The 20,855-nt window shown below is 43.1% G+C and carries 23 protein-coding genes; 11 read left to right on the forward strand and 12 right to left on the reverse strand.

Going from position 1 to position 20,855, the window contains the following annotated elements; translation table 11 throughout:
* Nucleotides 1-94 precede the first annotated feature (94 nt).
* Nucleotides 95-742 carry a PolC-type DNA polymerase III gene (locus GQR89_RS19190; RefSeq protein WP_158771641.1) on the forward strand — a complete coding sequence of 216 codons (648 nt, stop codon included), beginning with the start codon at nt 95-97 and terminating at the stop codon, nt 740-742.
* Between the two features lie 181 nt (nt 743-923).
* Here GQR89_RS19190 and GQR89_RS19195 read toward each other — a convergent pair whose 3' ends face one another.
* Together GQR89_RS19195 and GQR89_RS19200 are read right to left on the reverse strand one after the other, a co-directional pair.
* On the reverse strand, nt 924-1,724 hold the full coding sequence (locus GQR89_RS19195; RefSeq protein WP_158771643.1) for an RMD1 family protein: 801 nt from the start codon (nt 1,722-1,724) through the stop codon (nt 924-926).
* Nucleotides 1,725-1,954: 230 nt separating this feature from the next.
* The gene (locus GQR89_RS19200; protein WP_158772329.1) at nt 1,955-2,545 is read right to left on the reverse strand and encodes a carboxymuconolactone decarboxylase family protein; all 591 of its coding nucleotides are present in this window, start codon (nt 2,543-2,545) and stop codon (nt 1,955-1,957) included.
* 265 nt (nt 2,546-2,810) lie between these two features.
* Between GQR89_RS19200 and GQR89_RS19205 the strand changes: the two genes are divergently transcribed.
* Genes GQR89_RS19205 through GQR89_RS19215 form a run of 3 tightly spaced genes read left to right on the forward strand, consistent with a single transcriptional unit; the run spans nt 2,811 to nt 5,235 of the window.
* Complete coding sequence (locus tag GQR89_RS19205; RefSeq protein ID WP_158771645.1) at nt 2,811-3,776, forward strand: ABC transporter ATP-binding protein; 966 nt, start codon at nt 2,811-2,813, stop codon at nt 3,774-3,776.
* The gene (locus GQR89_RS19210; protein WP_158771647.1) at nt 3,769-4,539 is read left to right on the forward strand and encodes an ABC transporter permease; all 771 of its coding nucleotides are present in this window, start codon (nt 3,769-3,771) and stop codon (nt 4,537-4,539) included. Before GQR89_RS19205 ends, GQR89_RS19210 begins: the two co-directional genes overlap by 8 nt.
* A gap of 18 nt (nt 4,540-4,557) precedes the next feature.
* On the forward strand, nt 4,558-5,235 hold the full coding sequence (locus tag GQR89_RS19215) for a tRNA (guanosine(46)-N(7))-methyltransferase TrmB (RefSeq protein WP_158771649.1): 678 nt from the start codon (nt 4,558-4,560) through the stop codon (nt 5,233-5,235).
* A gap of 8 nt (nt 5,236-5,243) precedes the next feature.
* On the opposite strand, the gene GQR89_RS19220 is transcribed toward GQR89_RS19215, so the two are convergent.
* The gene (locus GQR89_RS19220; protein WP_158771651.1) at nt 5,244-5,957 is read right to left on the reverse strand and encodes an EAL domain-containing protein; all 714 of its coding nucleotides are present in this window, start codon (nt 5,955-5,957) and stop codon (nt 5,244-5,246) included.
* A gap of 232 nt (nt 5,958-6,189) precedes the next feature.
* On the opposite strand from GQR89_RS19220, the gene panP reads away from it, so the two are divergent.
* Nucleotides 6,190-7,806: a pyridoxal-dependent aspartate 1-decarboxylase PanP gene (panP, locus tag GQR89_RS19225; protein WP_158771653.1), complete on the forward strand. Its 1,617-nt coding sequence runs from the start codon at nt 6,190-6,192 to the stop codon at nt 7,804-7,806.
* Nucleotides 7,807-7,893: 87 nt separating this feature from the next.
* Here panP and panC read toward each other — a convergent pair whose 3' ends face one another.
* From panC to sfsA, 7 genes are all read right to left on the reverse strand, one after another.
* Nucleotides 7,894-8,745, reverse strand: coding sequence for a pantoate--beta-alanine ligase (gene panC, locus GQR89_RS19230; RefSeq protein WP_158772330.1), 852 nt, complete (start codon nt 8,743-8,745; stop codon nt 7,894-7,896).
* 7 nt (nt 8,746-8,752) lie between these two features.
* Nucleotides 8,753-9,550 carry a 3-methyl-2-oxobutanoate hydroxymethyltransferase gene (gene panB / locus GQR89_RS19235; protein ID WP_158771655.1) on the reverse strand — a complete coding sequence of 266 codons (798 nt, stop codon included), beginning with the start codon at nt 9,548-9,550 and terminating at the stop codon, nt 8,753-8,755.
* 86 nt (nt 9,551-9,636) lie between these two features.
* Nucleotides 9,637-10,125 (reverse strand): 2-amino-4-hydroxy-6-hydroxymethyldihydropteridine diphosphokinase, encoded by a 489-nt coding sequence (folK, locus tag GQR89_RS19240; RefSeq protein ID WP_158771657.1) that lies wholly within the window; start codon nt 10,123-10,125, stop codon nt 9,637-9,639.
* A complete protein-coding gene (gene pcnB / locus GQR89_RS19245) occupies nt 10,122-11,423 on the reverse strand; it encodes a polynucleotide adenylyltransferase PcnB (protein ID WP_158772331.1) in 1,302 nt (433 codons plus the stop codon). Before pcnB ends, folK begins: the two co-directional genes overlap by 4 nt.
* A 138-nt stretch (nt 11,424-11,561) precedes the next feature.
* Nucleotides 11,562-12,491 carry a tRNA glutamyl-Q(34) synthetase GluQRS gene (gene gluQRS, locus GQR89_RS19250; RefSeq protein WP_158771659.1) on the reverse strand — a complete coding sequence of 310 codons (930 nt, stop codon included), beginning with the start codon at nt 12,489-12,491 and terminating at the stop codon, nt 11,562-11,564.
* A 56-nt stretch (nt 12,492-12,547) separates the two neighbouring features.
* The gene (gene dksA, locus GQR89_RS19255) at nt 12,548-12,997 is read right to left on the reverse strand and encodes an RNA polymerase-binding protein DksA (RefSeq protein WP_007104228.1); all 450 of its coding nucleotides are present in this window, start codon (nt 12,995-12,997) and stop codon (nt 12,548-12,550) included.
* Between the two features lie 166 nt (nt 12,998-13,163).
* Nucleotides 13,164-13,868, reverse strand: a complete 705-nt coding sequence (gene sfsA, locus GQR89_RS19260; protein ID WP_158771661.1) for a DNA/RNA nuclease SfsA — start codon at nt 13,866-13,868, stop codon at nt 13,164-13,166.
* A 68-nt stretch (nt 13,869-13,936) separates the two neighbouring features.
* Here sfsA and pepB point away from each other — a divergent pair, with 68 nt between their 5' ends.
* The gene (gene pepB / locus GQR89_RS19265) at nt 13,937-15,220 is read left to right on the forward strand and encodes an aminopeptidase PepB (RefSeq protein WP_158771664.1); all 1,284 of its coding nucleotides are present in this window, start codon (nt 13,937-13,939) and stop codon (nt 15,218-15,220) included.
* A 113-nt stretch (nt 15,221-15,333) separates the two neighbouring features.
* Here pepB and GQR89_RS19270 read toward each other — a convergent pair whose 3' ends face one another.
* Nucleotides 15,334-15,516, reverse strand: a complete 183-nt coding sequence (locus GQR89_RS19270) for a helix-turn-helix domain-containing protein (protein ID WP_158771666.1) — start codon at nt 15,514-15,516, stop codon at nt 15,334-15,336.
* Nucleotides 15,517-15,735: 219 nt separating this feature from the next.
* Here GQR89_RS19270 and GQR89_RS19275 point away from each other — a divergent pair, with 219 nt between their 5' ends.
* Nucleotides 15,736-16,326, forward strand: coding sequence for a YhgN family NAAT transporter (locus tag GQR89_RS19275; protein WP_158771668.1), 591 nt, complete (start codon nt 15,736-15,738; stop codon nt 16,324-16,326).
* Nucleotides 16,327-16,348: 22 nt separating this feature from the next.
* Nucleotides 16,349-16,939, forward strand: a complete 591-nt coding sequence (locus GQR89_RS19280) for a YjaG family protein (protein WP_158771670.1) — start codon at nt 16,349-16,351, stop codon at nt 16,937-16,939.
* A gap of 74 nt (nt 16,940-17,013) precedes the next feature.
* Here the strand turns inward: GQR89_RS19280 and rsmD are convergent, their stop codons facing one another.
* Nucleotides 17,014-17,601, reverse strand: coding sequence for a 16S rRNA (guanine(966)-N(2))-methyltransferase RsmD (rsmD, locus tag GQR89_RS19285; protein ID WP_158771672.1), 588 nt, complete (start codon nt 17,599-17,601; stop codon nt 17,014-17,016).
* An 84-nt stretch (nt 17,602-17,685) separates the two neighbouring features.
* Here rsmD and ftsY point away from each other — a divergent pair, with 84 nt between their 5' ends.
* The 3 genes from ftsY to ftsX all read left to right on the forward strand — a co-directional run bounded on the left by ftsY (nt 17,686) and on the right by ftsX (nt 20,806).
* Nucleotides 17,686-19,080, forward strand: coding sequence for a signal recognition particle-docking protein FtsY (gene ftsY / locus GQR89_RS19290; RefSeq protein ID WP_158771674.1), 1,395 nt, complete (start codon nt 17,686-17,688; stop codon nt 19,078-19,080).
* Nucleotides 19,081-19,087: 7 nt separating this feature from the next.
* Nucleotides 19,088-19,762: a cell division ATP-binding protein FtsE gene (gene ftsE, locus GQR89_RS19295; RefSeq protein WP_158771677.1), complete on the forward strand. Its 675-nt coding sequence runs from the start codon at nt 19,088-19,090 to the stop codon at nt 19,760-19,762.
* Between the two features lie 63 nt (nt 19,763-19,825).
* The gene (ftsX, locus tag GQR89_RS19300) at nt 19,826-20,806 is read left to right on the forward strand and encodes a permease-like cell division protein FtsX (protein ID WP_158771679.1); all 981 of its coding nucleotides are present in this window, start codon (nt 19,826-19,828) and stop codon (nt 20,804-20,806) included.
* The last annotated feature ends 49 nt before the right edge of the window (nt 20,807-20,855 follow it).

The raw sequence follows: 20,855 nt of genomic DNA on the forward strand, positions 1-20,855 counted from the left end.
CTCTCAGTCAAAGAAACCTGCCTCCATTATTTTAACCTGAGCCCAATAGTTTTTTGTTAATATGCCAGCCTGCCAACAAACAGGTAATATATCGATGATACAAAACAGCGCCGACTCACTTATCGTGCTTGATTTCGAAACCACTGGACTGTCACCAGATATGGGCGATAGAGCTATCGAGATAGGGGCCGTTCGTCTAGAAAAAGGCGTGGTAGTTGATCGCTTTCAAGCTTTAATGAATCCAGGAAAGCGGGTCAGTGGTTTTATTGAAAATTACACGGGTATCACTAACCAAATGTTAAGCAAAGCCGCGCCCTGTGATGAAGTAATGGAGGAATTTGCTAACTTTATGGGCAACAGTAACCTTGTGGCGCATAATGCATCTTTTGATAAACGTTTTTTAGATGCCGAATTACGCCGGATTGCTAAAACATATGACGGCTCGTTTGCTTGTTCTTTATTGGTCGCAAGACGTTTATATCAACGTGCCCCTAATCACAAGCTAGGCTCGCTAATTAGCTACAAAAACATTCCTTCACTGGGGGGCTTTCACAGGGCGTTGTTCGACTCCGAGATGACTGCAAAATTATGGATGGCCATGCTTGAAGATATTGCCCAACAAACAGCACAAGTAGACGTGCCTTTTGCATTAATTCAAAAGCTGAGTAAAACGCCGAAAAAAGCGGTGAGTAGATTATTGTCTTCGATAACCTCGAACGAGAGAGTGACACCATTACCATAATTAAACATCACTCTGTGACTTACCTTGTGCAAATAGAAAAGTAAATCGTTAAACAGATATGACACAAATATTCGTTATGTGTTTTACGCTATCATTAAGCCTATTTTTGTATACCGACAGAGAAACAAACACCCACAGATGTGGGCATTTTTAACGCAAAGCATACCTAAAAAGAGAGGTCCTACAAACCGAGCATTATCTGTAACTCTTTCGCACCGAACATAACAATTTCTACTGCTATCAGAATGATAATAATCCATTCTAAAAATGAAGAATGCTGATGTTTTTGCTCATCGGCCAACATATCAAATAGTTCATGGATGGTAGCCAGCTTTTTCGATAATAATTCAACCCGTTGGTGAATCTCTAAATAGCGGGCAGCCAAGTTATAGGTGCTTTCGTATTCTGGGTATTCCCAGAAAAACTCAGGTGTATCTAGTAAACCGTAATGCAAAATAATGTCGCTTTTAGTACTAAACAACCGACCACGAATTTTCGCTATATTGCGTCTAGATAACTCAATTTTACCAGTATCGGCCAATGCCTGAGGAATATGCGCATGATCTTGGATAGTTTGCTGTGCTTGGCTTTCATATTCATTTAACTTCAAAGACTGAGCAAGTGCATGACTAATAGCTAGCCTGGACAGCGGATCATCCTGAGTCAGACTAATGTTGTCCCGACTAATACGTGCTTCCGGCGCGTTAAGCGTAAAACGAAAATGCTCCTGACTTGCCGACGTCAACAAACCTTCAGCCAAACTAAGACGGTGCAATAACGCTAGGCGTTCATCTTCATCAACACCCCAGAAAATTGCGATGCCGTAATCAAATAACCATACCTCACCACCGGGTAATGCGATATGTACCGCATCACGATAACGAGCACCGCGCTCCGCATTCAGCCAATCTTGCTCAGAGCTTAAAATAGACTCTTCATTGCCTAAATAAATAGCTGAAATACGATTATTACTAAAATTCACAAAAATCCGGTAGGCCCACGGCCAGTAAGAGAAAATCGGCGCTAATGTAAGTCCGAATTCAACACTTGTACAGTAGAATTTTTGCACAATTTGAAAATAATTTTAACCACCTGAAAACGATAAAAAACTCTACTTTATTACACCCTATCAAATCCTTAAATCACCGTTTTATTACCATGAAATCTATGCTCTTCCCTCATGGATAAAAATTTTTTTATTAGTGATAGATACTAAACGTGCTTACCACCTGTCCAGCCGCCTTGAGCCAATACCTCTTCGCCCAATGCTTTGGGTGCTGCTTCTAAATCAGTTGCCATAGAATCATTCCAACGATTCAAGAAACCGTATAGGCATATGGCTGCTAATATTTCAACAATTTCATCTTCGTCCCAATGTACTCGCATGCGCGCCATTAACGGTTCATCTACGGCGTTAGGCACTGAACCAGCTGCTAATGCATAGTCTAATGCCACGCGCTCTGCATCAGAATACAACGGGCTGGTTTGGTATTCCCAAACAGCTGCAACTTTCTCATCCGTAATACCGTGAATTTTGGCTGCGATTAACGAATGAGCTTCACAGTATTGGCAGCCAGCAGCACGGCTTGAAAAGTGTGCCAACAGGCGCTTGAATCCTAAATCAACGATTCCTTCTTGAGCCATAACGGCTTTGGTAAGTACGCCGAAGCCGCGCACAATCTCTGGACGCCGTTGCATCGTTAATAAGCTATTGGGTACGAACCCGAGAATTTGTTCGAAAATAGCAAAATCATCCGCTAATTGGGGAGTGGTGTCTTTTGGTAGGGGAGCCATATGGGCCATGATTTTCTCTTTATTGATATGGGTTGTGTGACTAGGGTAAGCACAAACAGGTTTCATCTGCATAGCAACTTTGAGGTGATGCGTGTTATTTGCTAACAAACTAAAAACCTTGAATTTTATTCATTCATCGCCATGGTATGATGCATATTTTGTGGTGTTAGTACATCCAGTCGACGACTTTAATCATTATTTTTGTCCTTTTAAGTTGGCAGCTAACGCAATAAATTGCATATCCTAAATTCAAAGACACGCGCGGAAATCAAGCATGAATGCACTGAATATCAAAGGTTTGACCAAAGTTTATAAAGGTGGAACCCGAGCCCTCAATGGGATCAATTTACAGGTAAAACAAGGTGACTTTTTCGCCCTACTCGGCCCCAACGGGGCGGGTAAATCGACAACAATTGGTATCATTAGCTCATTGGTTAATAAGACAGACGGTAGCGCCGATATTTTCGAGTACTCATTAGATACCCAACCCGTCGAAGCTAAATCATGTATAGGTTTGGTTCCTCAAGAGTTTAATTTCAATCAGTTTGAAACCTTGATGCAAATTGTGGTTAACCAAGCGGGTTACTACGGTGTGCCGCGCAACATAGCAAAAGAACGTGCTGAGAAATATCTTAAGCAACTCGATTTATGGGAAAAACGTAATCAACCTGCACGAAATTTATCCGGTGGAATGAAACGCCGCTTGATGATTGCCAGAGCTCTAATGCATGAACCCAGAATGCTCATTCTGGATGAACCCACCGCTGGGGTAGACATTGAAATTCGCCGCTCGATGTGGACATTTCTAAAAGAACTTAACGAGCAAGGGATAACCATCATCCTTACCACCCACTATCTCGAAGAAGCTGAAATGTTGTGCCGTAATATAGCCATTATCGACAAAGGCATTATCGTGCAAAACACCAGCATGAAATCACTTTTAGCCACTTTAAATATTGAAACGTTTATTCTAGATTTAGCCGGTGAGCATCAAAATATCACCTTAACAGGATTCGAACACCGTTTGCTTGATGTTCGCACCCTAGAAGTAGATGTAGCTAAAGAAGAAAGCCTAAACAATGTATTCGAACAGCTCTCAAACCAGCAGATACAGGTTTTGAGTATGCGTAATAAATCCAATCGCTTAGAAGAGTTATTCGTGCGTTTGGTCGAGTCAGGTCGAGAAGCACAGCGGGTAAAAGATGACTCAGCAAAGAAAGAGGCGCTAGCCAATGAATAATCGCACTATAATTGCCCTGCAAACACTGTTGATAAAAGAATGCACGCGCTTCTTGCGTATTTGGATACAAACGCTAGTACCACCAGCCATTACTATGTCGTTGTATTTCGTCATATTTGGTAATTTAATCGGCAGTCGCATTGGTCAAATGGGAGGCTTTAGCTACATGGAGTTTATTGTGCCGGGCCTTATTATGATGGCTGTTATCACCAACTCTTACTCCAATGTGTCTTCGTCGTTTTACAGTGCTAAATTTCAGCACAACATTGAAGAGCTTTTAGTGGCCCCTATTCCTAACTGGGTAATCATCGCCGGTTTCGTTGGAGGCGGTGTGGCTCGGGCTATTCTAATTGGCATAATCGTCACCTTTGTATCCATGTTATTTGTAGACATCACCTTGCATAGCATCCCCATTATCATCATCACCTTGCTATTAACCTCAACTTTATTTGCTACAGCGGGCTTGATTAACGCCATATTTGCTAAATCTTTTGATGATATCAGTGTAGTACCTACGTTCGTATTAACCCCTCTTACCTATTTAGGCGGGGTGTTTTATTCGCTGACTTTGCTACCTGAATTCTGGCAATGGGTCAGTAAGATAAACCCCATTGTGTATATGGTTAATGGCTTTCGTTACGGATTTTTAGGCGTGTCTGACGTTGATTACCTGTATTCATTAGGTTTGTTGGTTGTTTTTAATGTCATTTTACTCAGTTTCGCATACTCGCTTATCAACCGCGGTGTAGGTATAAGAAGTTAGACGGAAACGGTAAGTATAATGAACAATTGCAATTCAACATCTGGCGGCAACTCTAGGCATATTGACAGTAATCAAACGGGGATCCACGAGAAGATCCCAGAGCTGGTCGCACGTCATCTGCAACACACAAGTCAACGTCCGTTTACTGAACACACCCTACAAGCATTTGCTCAAGCGCAAGACTGGCTGAATGATTGGCAGGGACCGCTAATCTTGGATGCCTGTTGCGGCGTGGGTGAAAGTACCACCCATATTGCCAATAAGTATCCTGAAGCAAAAGTGATTGGGGTTGACAAATCAGCTCATCGAATTGGTAAGCATGAACATTATAGTCTTAAGCAAGACAACGCTCTGATATTACGCGCGGATTTAAATGACTTTTGGCGCTTAGCCGTTCAAGCTAACTGGCGCTTAGCGAGACACTTTTTGCTTTATCCGAATCCCTATCCTAAGTCAGCTCATGTGCAGAGACGTTGGCACGCTAGTCCGGCCTTTGCAGATATCCTAAAATTGGGAGGGCAGCTTGAGGTGCGCAGCAACTGGCAAATTTATATTCAGGAATTTTCCATGGCGTTAGACATCGCAGGATTCAGCGGCGATACCCATCAGTATCACGACAAGCAAGCAATCACACCGTTTGAGCGTAAATACTGGGCGAGCGGACAACATAGCTGGCAGGTTATTGCGCAGTTATAGCGTGTAAACTAGTGCGCCTGAGCTTTAGGTTGGCTAAAGTAGAAACCTTGGGCATAACGCACATTTAATTGTTTGAGTAACACCAATTGCTCTTCGCTCTCAAGATGCTGTGCAACTAACGCGATATTTTTGCGCCGACCTTGCTCACAAAGTTGCTTCACAACAGATTGAGCCGGAGCATCTTGCGACAGCGTCGCTAGGGTTGCGCCCGACATTTTCAAACCGCTTATCGGCAACGCCAATAAATGTTCAATACTGCCAAGTTGTGGCTCAACATTATCTACAAATAGGTTTAATCGCAGCTTTTTGCATAATAGTGAGAATGCTTCGAAGGTATTCGTATCAGAAAAAACATTTTGCGCGGTGACCTCTAATGCAACGCGTTGCGGATTAGGATAATTCTGCACTTGTGCTGCCAAAAAGCGATGGATACTTTCATCCTGCATATCGGCCAAACTAATATTGATATTCCAAGGCATATTTAGCTCGCGAAAATACTGGGCGCTGCGATTAAATATGGTCTCCGTTAGCTGGGATTGGCTTTCTTGGCGCTCAACTAAATACAAAAATTCAGTTGGAATAAAAGGATGTTCGCCAAACGTAATAAGGCGCGCTAGACATTCGTAACGCCAAACCTGATTATTAGACAAATCCATAATCGGCTGAAAAAACGGCACGACGTTATCAAGGTTAAAACTTTCAGTGACCTGAGAAACTTTCATAATGGGTAATGTTTTTTCTTTATACTATAGCAAGTTAGCGCTTTAAGGCTAGGTACAATCGAACAACTTTTGTGCTTTGTGCTTGCAGATCAAACAAATATCACACTTTGTTACGTAAAAATATGTCGTGAAATCTTACCTTAGCCCTCTATTTTATGGGTCTTTATGTTGGTATGGCTGGAAAATTAATGTAAAGTTCGCGACCCGAAAGTTTTCATATGAGGTGTCAAGCGTGGCTGTAGCTGAAGTCAGTTTAGAGCATTTGTTTAGAGTTTTTACTATGCCTGAAGGTAAAGATTCTAAGTTAGCTCAGATTGAGCAGCATCTGTCAGATAACTTGGCCGACTTTTTGTCTCAACATGTGGTGACCAAAGTCACATCGCTTGAGCAAATAGAGCAAAGTTTTGCAGAATTTAATGTGCCAGAGCACCCAGAGTTCGTTTCTGAGCACGCGGCGAACTTACTTGAAAAAGTAGTCGCAAATTCCGTTAATACCTATTCGCCAACATTTATCGGGCACATGACGTCTGCTTTACCTTATTTTCATTTATCTCTGGCTAAATTATTAGTCGGGTTGAATCAAAATTTGGTCAAAATTGAAACATCTAAAGCCTTTACGCCTTTGGAGCGTCAAGTGCTGGGTATGATGCACGAATTGGTGTATGGCCAGAATGCCGAGTTTTATAACACCTATCTGCACAGCGCCAATCATGCGTTGGGCGCCTTTTGCTCTGGCGGAACAATCGCCAATGTCACCGCTTTGTGGGTTGCCCGAAACAAAGCACTTGCTGCTGATGGCAAATTTAAAGGTGTTGCTCGTGAAGGTCTTGCCGCTGGCCTGACACATTACGGTTATAAGAAAATGGCAATTTTGTCATCTCGTAGGGGCCATTATTCGCTATCCAAATCAGTTGACATACTCGGCTTAGGCCGAGAGCAATTAATTACCCTAGACTGCCCTACCCAGCGACTATCACCAGAGAAAGCCTTAGCGTTTGGCAAACAATACGCCGAGCAAGGTAACAAAATTTTAAGCATAGTTGGGGTTGCAGGTACCACCGAGACAGGCCATGTAGACCCGTTAGACGAACTAGCTGATGTAGCCGAGGAGTTAGGTTGCCATTTCCATGTTGATGCAGCCTGGGGCGGCGCAACGCTTTTCTCGAATACCCATAGAAATATTCTTAAAGGTATTCAGCGCGCAGACTCAGTGACCATAGATGCACACAAGCAAATGTACGTACCTATGGGTGCTGGCATGGTCTTATTTAAAGATCCTAATGATAGTAATGCGGTACGACATCACGCCAACTACATATTGCGGGCAGGTTCAAAAGACTTAGGTGCCACGACGCTAGAGGGTTCGCGCAATGGTATGGCTATGATGGTATATTCGTCTTTGCATATCTTTGGTCGACAGGGCTATGAGTTATTGATCGATCAAAGCATAGAAAAAGCTAAGATATTCGCGCGTATGATTCAATCGCATCCTGACTTTGAATTGATCACACATCCAACGTTATCTTTGCTTACCTATCGGATAAATCCACAAGAAATACAACAGCAGATCAAAGCTGATCCTTCATTGAGCCCTGGGTTTAATAAGAAATTAGATAAGCTCACTGTTTATGTACAAAAGCAGCAACGTGAAGCAGGTAAGTCGTTTGTATCGCGTACACGCTTACAAACAGAAGCTTATGGCGATCAAACTATGACGGTTTTTCGTGTGGTATTGGCCAATCCGCTAACCACAGAGAAAGATTTACAGAATATTCTTGATGAGCAAATGGAAATCGCTAACAAGAGTGAAGACTGGGCTGAATTAACTAAAAATCCTTTTCTTAGTTAGCGTTAGACTCTTTACCGCTAACAATTAAAAAGGCTGTTAGTTTTCACTAACAGCCTTTTTAATGATTCAAGTAAAATCCAATAACGACTAGGTTAATGACACCTGAATATTATCAATCAAGCGGGTACGGCCTAAAAACGCAGCCGCTAGGATTACAACCTTAGTCTCTTCATGACCTGGTTGTAATAGTGTATCTGCCGAGCGAATTTCGATGTAATCGATACTAAATCCTGCTTGTGCGAGCATCTCGCAACATTCACTGGTAATACGTGAAAAGTCTCGTCTTCCGGATTCAATTTTTTGACGCATCTCTTGTAGGCGTTGGTACAAGGTAGGCGCTAAAACTCGCTGTTCTGCGTTAAGATATTGGTTACGTGAACTCAACGCTAACCCATTTTCTTCTCGAGTCGTAATCACACCATGAACCGTTAAGTTCATCGATAAGTCAGTGACCATAGCTTTGATGACTTGTAATTGCTGAAAATCTTTTTCACCAAAAAAAGCCATGTTCGGCTGCACCATATTAAACAGCTTACAGACAATGGTGGCCACACCGCGGAAATGACCTGGCCTGCTAGCACCGCAAATCATATATGAAATACCAGGCACTTCGACAAAGGTTTGCTGTTCAAGACCCCGCGAATAGATGTCTTTTACTTGCGGGGTAAACAAAACGTCTACGCCCATCTCGCTTAATACTTTGCGATCATTTTCTAATGTGCGCGGATAAGCTTCTAAATCTTCATCAGGACCAAATTGCAGTGGATTAACAAAGATAGACACCACCACAACATCAGCCTTTAATTTGGCTTCTTTAACTAAATTGAGGTGGCCTTGGTGTAAATTACCCATGGTCGGTACAAAGGCAATAACCTTAGACTCAGCCTGCCAGCTGCGACGCACGTCGCGTAAACTAGCGATATTACTAATCACTCGCATATTTAACTCACTTACTAAAACTGTGGGCATCAGACGGAAAGCTTCCGTCCTTCACTTCTTGAATATATTGGCTAACTGCGGTACGCATATCGCCCGTTTCCTGCAGGTAGTTTTTGGAGAATTTGGGCATGTAGTTGGCACTTATACCAAACATATCGTGCATGACAAGGATTTGTCCATCCGTATCAGGCCCCGCGCCAATACCAATAACCGGGATATCGATCGCTTGTGAAATCGCAGCGGCTAATTCTGTCGGAACACACTCGAGTACCAACAACTGTATTCCAGCAGCGGCCATTTCTTTGGCTTGCTCAAGCATTTGCTCAGCTTGTAAGTCGTCACGACCCTGTACTTTAAAGCCACCAAAAACGTGTACCGATTGTGGCGTTAATCCTAAGTGACCACATACTGGGACGCCACGCTCGTTCAAACCCTTGATACTTTCAAGCAACCAACGTCCGCCTTCAAGCTTAACCATACTTGCGCCAGCAGCCATTAACTTTGCTGCATTAAGGTAAGTTTGTTGTGGAGTGGAATATGACATAAAAGGCATGTCCGCTATAACAAATGCACGTTCAACACCTTTACGCACAGCACGTGTGTGATAAGCCACATCATCAATACTTACGCCTAGTGTGTCGTCACAGCCTTGCAGGACCATGCCCAACGAATCACCAATCAACAGTACGTCTATCCCTTGCTCATCAAACAACTTTGAGAAGCTCGCATCATAGGCGGTAAGCGCACTAATTTTTTCGCTTTGTTGCTTCATTTTCAACAACGTGGAAGTTGTGACTTTTTTCATTTTGAATCACTCCAGTACGATGAACACTAAATAGAGCTTGAGTAAATCAGGCACTATACGGATTTTTTAACGGATTTCTATCACACTCATTTATACGGTAATTTTTCCAACCCATTTAATGGGCAATTATTGAGCATAGAGGTCAATTTTGTACCACAAGGCAAGGTTAGATCTGAAGCGATTTCATGTAAGGGATACAAAACAAATTCTCTTTGCTTCATTCCATAATGCGGAACAGTAAGTTCTTTTGAATCAATAACTTGATCTGAAAAAAGTAGGATATCCAGATCCAAAGTACGGGGCCCCCAACGTTCAGCTTTACGCTCTCGCCCGTGGTCTAATTCAATTTTTTGTAAGCAGTGAAGAAATTTTACAGGAGGTAAGTCAGTTTGCAACTCGACCACGGCATTAACATAGCTAGGCTGATCCTGCGGACCCATAGGACGGCTAACATACAAACTCGATGTTGCCGATATATGCGTATCAATAATCGCCTCTATTGCTTGCAAGGCGTTCGATATTTGTTGTTCTGGCTCGGCTAGGTTACTACCTAGCCCAACGAATACACGGCTCATTGCGTGGCTTTCTTCTTGCCTCGATAACGACTTCTACGCTTAGGGCCGCCACCTTCTTTATCACGTAAAGCTTTCATCATAGTTTGACGTTCTTCGGGGTCAACATCTTGAAAATCAGTCCACCACTGAGCAAGCGTTAATAACTCTCCACCTTCTATCTGCGCACGGATCAATAAGAAATCGTAGGCTGCCCTAAACTTCGGATGTTCAAGCATTTGTAACGCTCTACGTCCGTAACGTTTTGGTAGGCGCTGTTGAAGTTGCCAAATCTCACGTACGGTAATGGTAAAGCGTTTAGGGATCATAATGCGCTGAATTTGGCGATGTAGTACATCGCTCAAGGCTAAATTAAAGGCATCAAAATGATTCAAGCCGCCTTCAACCATATGTTGCTGACAACGCTCTTCTAGGGGATACCACAACAAAGCTGCAAAGATGAAAGCAGGTGTCACTTTCATATCTGAATTGATTCGGTTGTCGGTATTCATCAGCACTTGTTCAATAAAGGCTAATTCGCGGCTGTTTTGTGTCTTCAGCAAAGGCCCTAATTGTGGGAACAATTGTTCAAACAAATTAAATTCATTCAACAACTTGTATGTTTCTAAGCCTTGTCCTGATAATAATAATTTTAATACTTCTTCAAACAAACGAGCAGGCGGAATATTTGCCATTAAAGGCGCAAGTTCATACATTGGTTTCGCTGTCTCAGGGCTGATTTTCATCCCTAGCTTAACGGCAAAACGTACGGCCCGTAACATACGAACTGGGTCTTCACGATAGCGTGTTGCAGGGTCACCGATCATACTTATTTCGCGGTTTTTGATGGCCTGCATGCCTTGAGCAAAATCGTGGATACTGAAATCCGCAATATTATAATACATGGCATTAACGGTGAAATCTCGGCGCTCAGCATCTTCTTCAATACTGCCAAAGACGTTATCGCGTAATAACTGACCATGATCGCTTTGTTTACTTAAATGTTGCTCTTCAGCGTTATCATCTTGGCTAGGATGATGACCACGAAAAGTCGCCACCTCAATAATTTCACGACCGAAAACCACGTGAGCAAGCCGGAATCTGCGTCCAATTAGTCTGCAATTCCTGAACAACTCCTTGACCTGCTCAGGCGTTGCGTTGGTTGTCACATCAAAGTCTTTGGGTTTCTTACCCAATAAGATGTCACGTACACACCCACCAACCAAATAAGCTTGGTAGCCATTGTTATGCAGTCGATATAGAACCTTTAGCGCATTATCACTGATATCACTGCGTGATACCGGATGTTCAGCACGAGGAATAATATTGGCAACAAGAGTGGTTTTAGCCGTGCTCGGCGTGCTTTTAAACGCCTCTTTAACCTTGTTGATTACGCGAGAAATAATAAGTTCAGCTCCATGATTAAGGAATACCCATACTGGGGATTTTGACGCGTGCGATCATATACTGTCTGGCGCGTCAATTCTATTGTCAAACGCATTCGCCCTATTGGCAATTAGCGCTTCGTTCCAGTTGCTTTGTGCCCAGCGCAGTATTTCTTCTACAGTGGCATTAGTCATGTTATGCGGCACATTTAAACCAAGAATACCCAAAGCGGAACATAAATTACTCGCAGCACGTTCATTTATCAATGCCGGCGCGTGATTCTGTTTACTTAATTTTTGGCCATTCTCGCCTAACACTAATGGCAGATGCATATAAATCGGCGCAGGTAGCTTGAAAATCCTATACAACGCTAACTGAAAGGCTGTAGCAGGCAAAATGTCTGCACCTCGCACTACTTCGGTGATCCCAGCGTGAATATCGTCCACCACAACGGCAAGTTGATATGCATATAAACCGTCTTTTCGACGCAGAATGAAGTCTTCGTTCACCTCATCGTTAAAAACAATTGGCCCTAACGCTATATCGATCATTTCCCTAACACCGACAGTATTGCGCAATACTGCGGCGCAGCCCTGAGAAGCAAGAGTTAATTCTGAACATGGACAGGGTTGACCCTTAGGATTAGCTAAACGCTGCTTTCGCGTACATTGACAATAGTAACTATGGCCATTGTTAAATAATGCGCTTAATGCTTGTTCATAGTACTGGTGGCTATCGTGCTGGTAAATGACCTTATCATCCCAATAAAGCCCATGCTGCTCCAACGTATTTTTAATAAGCGTGTCCGCGCCCTTTTGTTCTCGGGGCGGGTCAATGTCTTCAATGCGCAGTAACCACTTGCCACCCATTTGACGGGCACGCAAATAACTGCCCAGTGCGGCCACTAAAGAACCTAAATGCAGAGGTCCGGAGGGAGACGGTGCAAACCGCCCCACATAGCGCTCATTTTGATTGGCGCTATTTTCAGCGAAAGGCAGTTTCATTAATTCATATGCACAAAAAAAGCTGCATTGAGCAGCTTTTTTAGCAATTCGAGGAGTTACCCTTGAAGCTGCTTTTCTTTTATTTCAGCTAATGTTTTGCAATCGATACATAAATCAGCAGTGGGGCGCGCTTCTAAACGTCTCACACCAATTTCAATACCACAGGTATCACAGAAGCCGAAATCATCTTCTTCAATACGCTTAAGGGTTTTTTCGATTTTTTTAATCAATTTACGTTCACGGTCACGTGTTCGAAGTTCAATACTGAACTCTTCTTCCTGAGCTGCCCTGTCGACAGGATCAGGAAAGTTTGCCGCTTCATCTTGCATATGATGAACTGTGCGATCTACTTCTTGACGTAACTGGTCGCGCCATGCTTTTAACAACAAACGGAAATGCTCCATTTGTTTGTCATTCATGTATTCCTCGCCTGCTTTCTCCTGATAGGGAGTAAGTCCAGCTAAGGCTAATAATCCGAGTGTTTTCATGGTGTTTCCTGTTGGCATCAGCCAATTCTCCTTAACTACGAGCACAGGACGATTTTGTGCAAGCGGATATGTATAACAGAAAGAAATACCGCTGGCAATTTTGCGCACTGACCTACTGTACTTGCTAAAAACCAATTTCCGACGGGCAATATGGCGATGTCGGCGAAAAAATCAACTTTTATTTTCAGTCGATTACACAGAGCCGTTGATTTAGCGTAATATTTTGTTCGTCGATGACACACGAGTATGCCAAAATTTCGACTCCTGCAGCAATAGCCTGTTTGAAGCATTCTGCGTATTTAGGATCAATATGCTCCGCGACTTTGACACTATCGATACCCGTGTGCTGAACACAAAACAGTAAAACAGCACGATTACCTTGTTCCACCATAGCAGCTAATTCACGCAAATGTTTCTGACCACGCACAGTCTTGGCATCAGGAAAATATCCCTGACCCGATTCAAGTAACGTCACTGACTTCACTTCAAGGTAACAATCTTTTTGTCCCACCCCGGTAAGTAAGAAGTCGATACGGCTGTTTTCATGGCCAAAACGAACTTCAGGTCGAATGTTATCATACCCAACAAGTTCGGCGACCCGTTCACGCTGCAAAGCTTCACCAACGACTTTATTGGCATTATTAGTATTAATACCAATCCAATGTCCTTTTGCCGTTACCCCTATCTCCCAAGTATAGTTTAGTTTTCGTTTTGGATTATTACTTGGTGATAACCAAACTTGCATATTATGCTCAGCGCAGCCGGTCATGGCGCCCGTGTTAGGACAATGCGCTATTACCTCTTCACCATTTAACAATGTCACGTCTGTTAAGAACCGTTTGTAACGTTTTATTAATACGCCTTCAATCAAACTGTTATTAAATTGCATTTATCACCATACTGTTAATCGTCACAAAATTGCTATGATATTGGCTTACTTTCTCTTAGGAGTGTTTTATGTCTCGACTTTCTATTCAACTGTCTACTTCAGCCGCACCTGCTCATTGGGGCAAGAATGCTTTGCTGTCGTTCGACAATGAAAGCGCTACAATCCACCTGTTATCTGATGATCCTCAACATCGAATCATTCGCCGTGCTGCCCGCATTCTAGACGGTTTGACGTTAGATTTCGTTACTTTATGCGGCAAATGGCATATCGAACAACAATGGGCATTTGCCTGCAGTTTCAGCAACACAAAAAAACAACATCGTATTCAATGGGCTGACGACGATAATAGCAATACGTTAACGCAGCGCTATCAAGCATTGGTTTTCACCCGTAATCAAACCAACGCCACACCTGAGGATTTATCCCCCGAAAAGTTGGCTAGCAGCAGCACTGAGTGGTTAACCAGCTTAAGCCCTAGCTACGTCAGTGCGAAGCAATGGACCGGTGAAGAATTAGTTGAACAGCAATGGCACGGCCTTTACAACGTAGGTCGCGGCAGTGCACGCCCTCCTGTGATGTTGGAAGTGGATTATAACCCAACAGGCGATCCGCTCGCACCAGTGAGTGCAGCGTTAGTGGGTAAAGGCATTACATTTGATAGCGGTGGTTATAGCATTAAAAGTAGTGAAGGCATGCTGCATATGAAATGTGATATGGGCGGGGCGGCCATGGTGACTGGCGGTCTTGGTTTGGCGATTATGCAAGGCTTGAATAAGCGCGTAAAACTCTACTTATGCTGTGCTGAGAATTTGATTAGCGGTCATGCATACAAACTAGGGGATATTATCACCTATAAAAATGGTACCACAGTAGAGATAGTCAATACTGATGCCGAAGGCCGTTTAGTATTGGCGGATGGTTTAATTGCAGCAACTGAAACTCAGGCACCTTTAATCATCAATGCGGCGACACTGACAGGCGCTGCAAGTGTGGCGCTAGGTCGAGATTACAACGCATTTTTTGCATTAGACAAAAACCTTATGCAACGTATGCTAGGTTACGCAACAGACGAAAATGAACCTGCGTGGCCATTACCGCTAGAAACATGGCATCAAGAAAAATGTCCTTCTAATTACGCGGATACGGCGAACAGTCGGGTACAAAAAGGTGGTGGTGCAGGTGGAGCATCGAATGCTGCGGGTTTCTTGTCACGTTTTGTAGGGAATGATGGTCAAGGTTGGTTGCATATGGATCTAGCGGCAGCATTTAATGACAGTGCTGATGCTTATTCACCTGCTGGCGCATCCGCCATGGGAATTCGCACCATCGCTAAAGCGTTGTTAGAAGAATAATACATTAGCGAATATCTCTATAAAACACACACGTTTCTATGTTTTACCTAGGCGCCATTAAAACCGGCCCTAGGTTTATACCTTACGAAAGTGTGCAGCAGGATTTATGTTTGTTATAAGCCACCTAATCGCTCAGCGAGCACTTTGTACTTTTCAACATCTGCAGAATTAAAAATAGGTTTGCCCTGCTCGTTCTTTTCAGTGGCAATTAGCAGGCGTTCACGTTCTAATCGCTCCACTCTAATGGCTTCAATACCCAAAAATGTAGCGACCTCGTCAACTGTCATCACACTCATTTTTTGCTCCTTGTTAAATTAAAATGCCAGCAATGGCAAACGCACTGTCGTTCAGTAAATGACACTCAATCAACCATAGCAAATAATTTACCCAAATGTTTTTTTAAGCCACAAAATAAAAAATAGATAAATGTTTCAATCAGATGGGTTGTGCCTACCAGATGTTATACACTGACAACCATATTATATTCAACATTCAGCCACCATCAGAGTAACACTATGGATACTTGGTCAGCGGCCATTACATTATTTTTGATCATGGACCCCTTAGGCAATTTGCCTGTATTCATGTCAGTATTGAAATCCATTGAACCAAAGCGTCGTCGTGTCGTATTGATTCGAGAGTTGTTATTTTCGCTGATCATCATGATGGGCTTTTTATTTAGTGGTCAAGCGGTATTAGATTTTCTCAGTGTGAAGCAAGAAACAGTAAGCATTGCTGGCGGCATTATTTTATTTTTGATTGCACTTAAAATGATTTTTCCACAACCTGGCGGTGTTACGGGTTTACCTGCAGGTGAAGAGCCCTTTATTGTTCCGCTAGCCATTCCTATGATTGCCGGACCGTCTATTCTTGCTGCGCTGATCTTATTAGCTAATCAAGACCATAGCCGTATGCTTGACTGGTCTCTTGCACTTCTCGCTGCTTGGTTTGTGACGGCCATTATTTTGATGTTTTCCAACTTATTTCATCGCGTACTCGGCGAACGAGGACTCATCGCCATCGAACGGTTAATGGGTATGATCCTAATCATGATTTCAATTCAAATGCTATTAGATGGCATCGGACAATTTTATTCGCTAGTGTAGATTGCGAAACAATGGGGTAACAATGAAAGACAATAAACTAACTATTTTTCAACAGGTTAGAGAGTTAGAAAGCTGGCAGGCAGTGGCTTTCTCAGCAGCATTACTAGAACGAATGCTGCCAAATTACCAACTATTTTGTGAAGCTACAGAGTTCGCCGACCCGAGTCAGTATCGCAATAGTTTGAACGTTATCTGGGAGTGGTTGGCACACCCTAAAACTAAAATCAACTTTGCTGCCCAATTAGAAAAAGTTGAATCAGCGGTGCCTGATCCAAATGATTTCGACAGTATTGGTGTTTACCCAGCTATTGATACAGCCATGTCTATGTCCGCTATTATTTTATTGTTAATGGAAGAAGATTTACAAGGTGCTGTTGTGGTTAGTAAGCTTGCACAAGGTACCGTTGAAGCGTTTATTGAAGCGACCTCTGAAGTCGAACTAAGCGATGAAGAAATAAAGCAACATCCATTGATGCAATGGGAAATCGAGACTCAGCAGGAACTATTAACGCTCTTAGCAAGCAGCCCTAAAAGCGCCCAAACGTGCAAAGATCTACGTGAAATTGCCATCGGGGAAGGCATGAGCAACATTGGTATTGATATCGCTCCCTAACAATAAGCCCCGCGTGTTAAAAGCCCTGCTAATCCCTTTGACAAATTGAACCTCAAAGGGGTTAGATTTAGCGTCTAATCGACTTGGTATAAACTCGCGGTAACCTGACTACTTTGATTCTGTTTCAATAACCGCCAAGTTGATGGCACCATATATTGAGCATTCTGTGTTTCACACTCGATGTATATCAAACCATTTTCATTCAGTAGACCTTGCTGTTGAATTTTTTCTATAGCCCCTGGTAACAAGTTTTTGTTAAACGGAGGGTCGAGAAAAATTAAATCAAATGAATCTTCTAGTTTTGCTAGATAACGTAACGAGTCTGCGCATATCACTTCGGCGCTTAGTGTTGACACTTTTAAGTGGGCGAGATTATTGCGCAAATTAGCCGCAACCTTTTTGTCCAGCTCAATAAACGTCACATGCTTAGCGTAGCGGGATAGTGCTTCAAACCCTAAACCGCCACTTCCGGCGAAAGCATCTAAACAACGGCTATTTTGGGTATGTGCCATTAGCCAATTAAATAGCGTTTCTTTATTACGATCCGTTGTAGGACGCAGCCCTTGTACGTCCATGACCGGTAATTTACGCCCACGCCACTGGCCACTTATGATACGAATTGCGCCATTGGCGGCTTGAGTCTTTTTTACGTCTCGCTTCATTTATATTAGAAATGTTATGATTGCTGCAAACATACGTAAGTGTACTCAATTAACTCAACGATTTTCCAAGGATTTCTAGTCAATATGTCCAAGTTTTTCGGTTGGCTCAAAAAAGACAAGCCCAAGTCAGAGCCGCAAGATCCCTCCAAGAGCGCACCACAAGAAGCCCAAGTAGAGCACCAACCGGCCACAAACCAAGGTGCTCAGCATCAGGGAAGTGAAGAAGGTACTCTTGTTTCAGATGTGGTTGCCACTGAGGTAGAAACATCATCGCTACCCCATTCACCTATCGAGGTGGAAATTGCGCTACATGAAGAAAATAGATCTGATGAAGAAATCGTCAGCCCAGAGGTTAGCGAAACACCATTAGTCTCAAAAGTTGAGCAAGATGCTGCTGCGCAAGCTCCTGAGGTTAAAACGCCAGTTCTGACTGATGATAATCCAGAGCCTCAGCTCGAGGCGATAAAGCCAGAACCTGAAAAGAACCAAGAAAAACCTGCAAAAATAGGCTTGTTTGCCAAATTAAAGCAAAGCCTTTCGCGTACTAAAGAAAGTTTGGGAAGTGGTCTTGTTAGTTTGTTTCGCGGCAAAGCGATTGATGATGAATTATTTGAAGAGCTAGAAACGCAACTGCTTATCGCCGATGTTGGAATTGATACCACCAGTAAAATTATTGCCAAGCTCACAGACGGCGCTAAGCGTAACCAATTGAAAGATGGTGATGCCCTATATCAATTGCTTAAACAACAAATGAGTAATATTTTACAAGAAGTCAGCCAACCACTTGAGCCTAAAAGCGAAGATGGCCCATTTGTTATCCTGATGGTAGGGGTAAATGGGGTGGGTAAAACGACCACAATAGGTAAAATGGCGAAGCAATTTCAGGCTCAAGGCAAAAAAGTAATGCTGGCTGCAGGTGATACTTTTAGAGCCGCAGCCGTAGAGCAACTGCAAGTGTGGGGCGAACGCAATAATATTCCGGTGATAGCGCAAAAAACGGGCTCAGACAGTGCTTCGGTTATTTACGATGCGCTGGAATCAGCCAAAGCCCGTAACGTCGATGTGCTTATTGCTGATACCGCTGGGCGCCTTCAGAACAAAGATCATTTGATGGAAGAGCTTAAAAAAGTGGTTCGCGTGATGCGCAAGATCAATCCTGCTTCCCCACATGAGATAATGTTAACGTTAGATGCGGCGACCGGCCAAAACGCGATAAGCCAAACGAAGCTATTCAACCAAGCGGTAGGCCTAACGGGTATCACGTTGACTAAACTTGATGGCACTGCGAAAGGCGGCGTCATTTTCGCACTGGCCGATCAGTTTAAAATTCCTATTCGTTATATTGGTGTGGGAGAAGGTATTGACGATCTTCGTCCTTTCGTTAGTGATGAATTTGTAGAGGCCTTATTTTCTGAAAATAACACTGAAACCAAAACATCAAAGAGCACGTCAGTTGATAATAATCGGTTAAGCGAATAGTTATCCTATGATTAAATTTCAGCAAGTCAGTAAGACCTACCCAGGTGGTCAGCAAGCTCTGCGCAAGGTCGATTTTCATATTGAGCCTGGAGAGATGGCGTTCTTAACTGGGCACTCTGGCGCAGGGAAAAGTACCTTGCTGAAATTAATCAGCTTGATGGAGCGACCGACCGTAGGACGAGTTCTAATTAATGGTCACGATTTAAATGAAATTAGTCGTCGACAGATAGCCTATATTCGCCGTGACATTGGCATGATATTTCAAAGTCATCAATTGTTAATGGATAAAAGCATATTCGATAACGTCGCCCTACCCTTAATTATCGAAGGATACTCTCACAAAGAAACCAGTAAACGGGTGCATGCAGCACTTGAAATGGTTGGCTTACGGGATAAAGTTAAGAACCTGCCCATTATGCTTTCAGGTGGTGAACAACAACGGGTAGGTATCGCCCGAGCCGTCGTTAATAAACCACCATTGCTATTAGCCGATGAGCCTACGGGAAACTTAGATCCTAAGTTATCGATGGAAATCATCCGCTTGTTTGAGGATTTCAATCAAGCAGGGGTATCAGTATTTATCGCTACTCATGATCTTGGCTTAATCGCTCGGATGAAATATCGCACGCTCACCTTAAAAAGTGGCCAGATGATCACTGATGGTCTTTCACAAGATTTTTAACCCAGTCGTAGCCTATACAGAGTTCTATCGTTCTGGCCACGCAATGATAAGTGAGTTTGAAGAATGAGTTTATTATTTAAGGGACGGGCTCAAGGCGCACAGCTAAGTCAGATCTCAATTGTTCAGCGTATTCAAATGTTTTTTCTTAGCCATGTGCGTCAAGCCCTGGGCAGTTTAGGAGAAATGTGGCGCGCTGGAGCAGCCTCGCTTATGACTATAGGTGTATTAGGGTTGAGTATTACATTGCCAAGCACCTTGTATATTCTGCTAAAGAACGTTGAGCAAGTCAGCTCAGGTTGGGAGCAAGCATCAGAAATTTCCTTATTTCTAAAGACAGAAACGTCCAAACAACATATCGATCAGTTACTCACTCGCATAAATTCATGGCCTGAGATAGCCAAGGTCACTTATATTCCCGCAGATGACGCCTTAACGGAATTTAAGACGCTTTCTGGCTTTGGCGATGCCATCGCCTATCTTGATAAGAATCCTTTGCCGTCGGTGGTGCTGGTGTCGCCTACTGAGAAATACTCTGGTCCTACTGCCGCCAGTCAGCTCCTTGAGAAATTACGTAAAGAACGCGAAGTCGATATAGGAAAGCTTGATGTCCAGTGGTTAAAGCGCTTAGACGCTATGCTTACGGTAGCCAAAGAATTAGTGACAGTCATTGCGCTGTTATTGTTTTTAGCCGTTGTATTGATTATTGGCAACACAATACGATTGAATATTTTAAGCAAGAAAGATGAAATTTTAGTGATGAAACTTGTCGGTGCAACAGATGCATTTATTCAAAGGCCATTTATGTACACGGGCTTTTGGTATGGTTTACTCGGTGGCTTACTCGCCTGGTTCGCAGTTATTTGCTTACTTTGGTGGATGAGCGCCAGCGTATCGGCAGTAAGTGAGTTATATCAAAAGCAGTTCAATTTAACCGGCGTCGATTTCAACACCTTAATGGTAATGCTTTCTACCTCTGTATTGTTGGGCTTAGCGGGCTCTGTTATATCGGTTAAGCGTCACGTGAGCGCCATTGAACCTAAATAAGCTAGGTGACTAAGATTGGGGCGCGCCCCAATCTTAGTCACCTTTGTAG

The organism is Paraglaciecola sp. L1A13, from assembly GCF_009796745.1.
Lineage (GTDB): Bacteria > Pseudomonadota > Gammaproteobacteria > Enterobacterales > Alteromonadaceae > Paraglaciecola.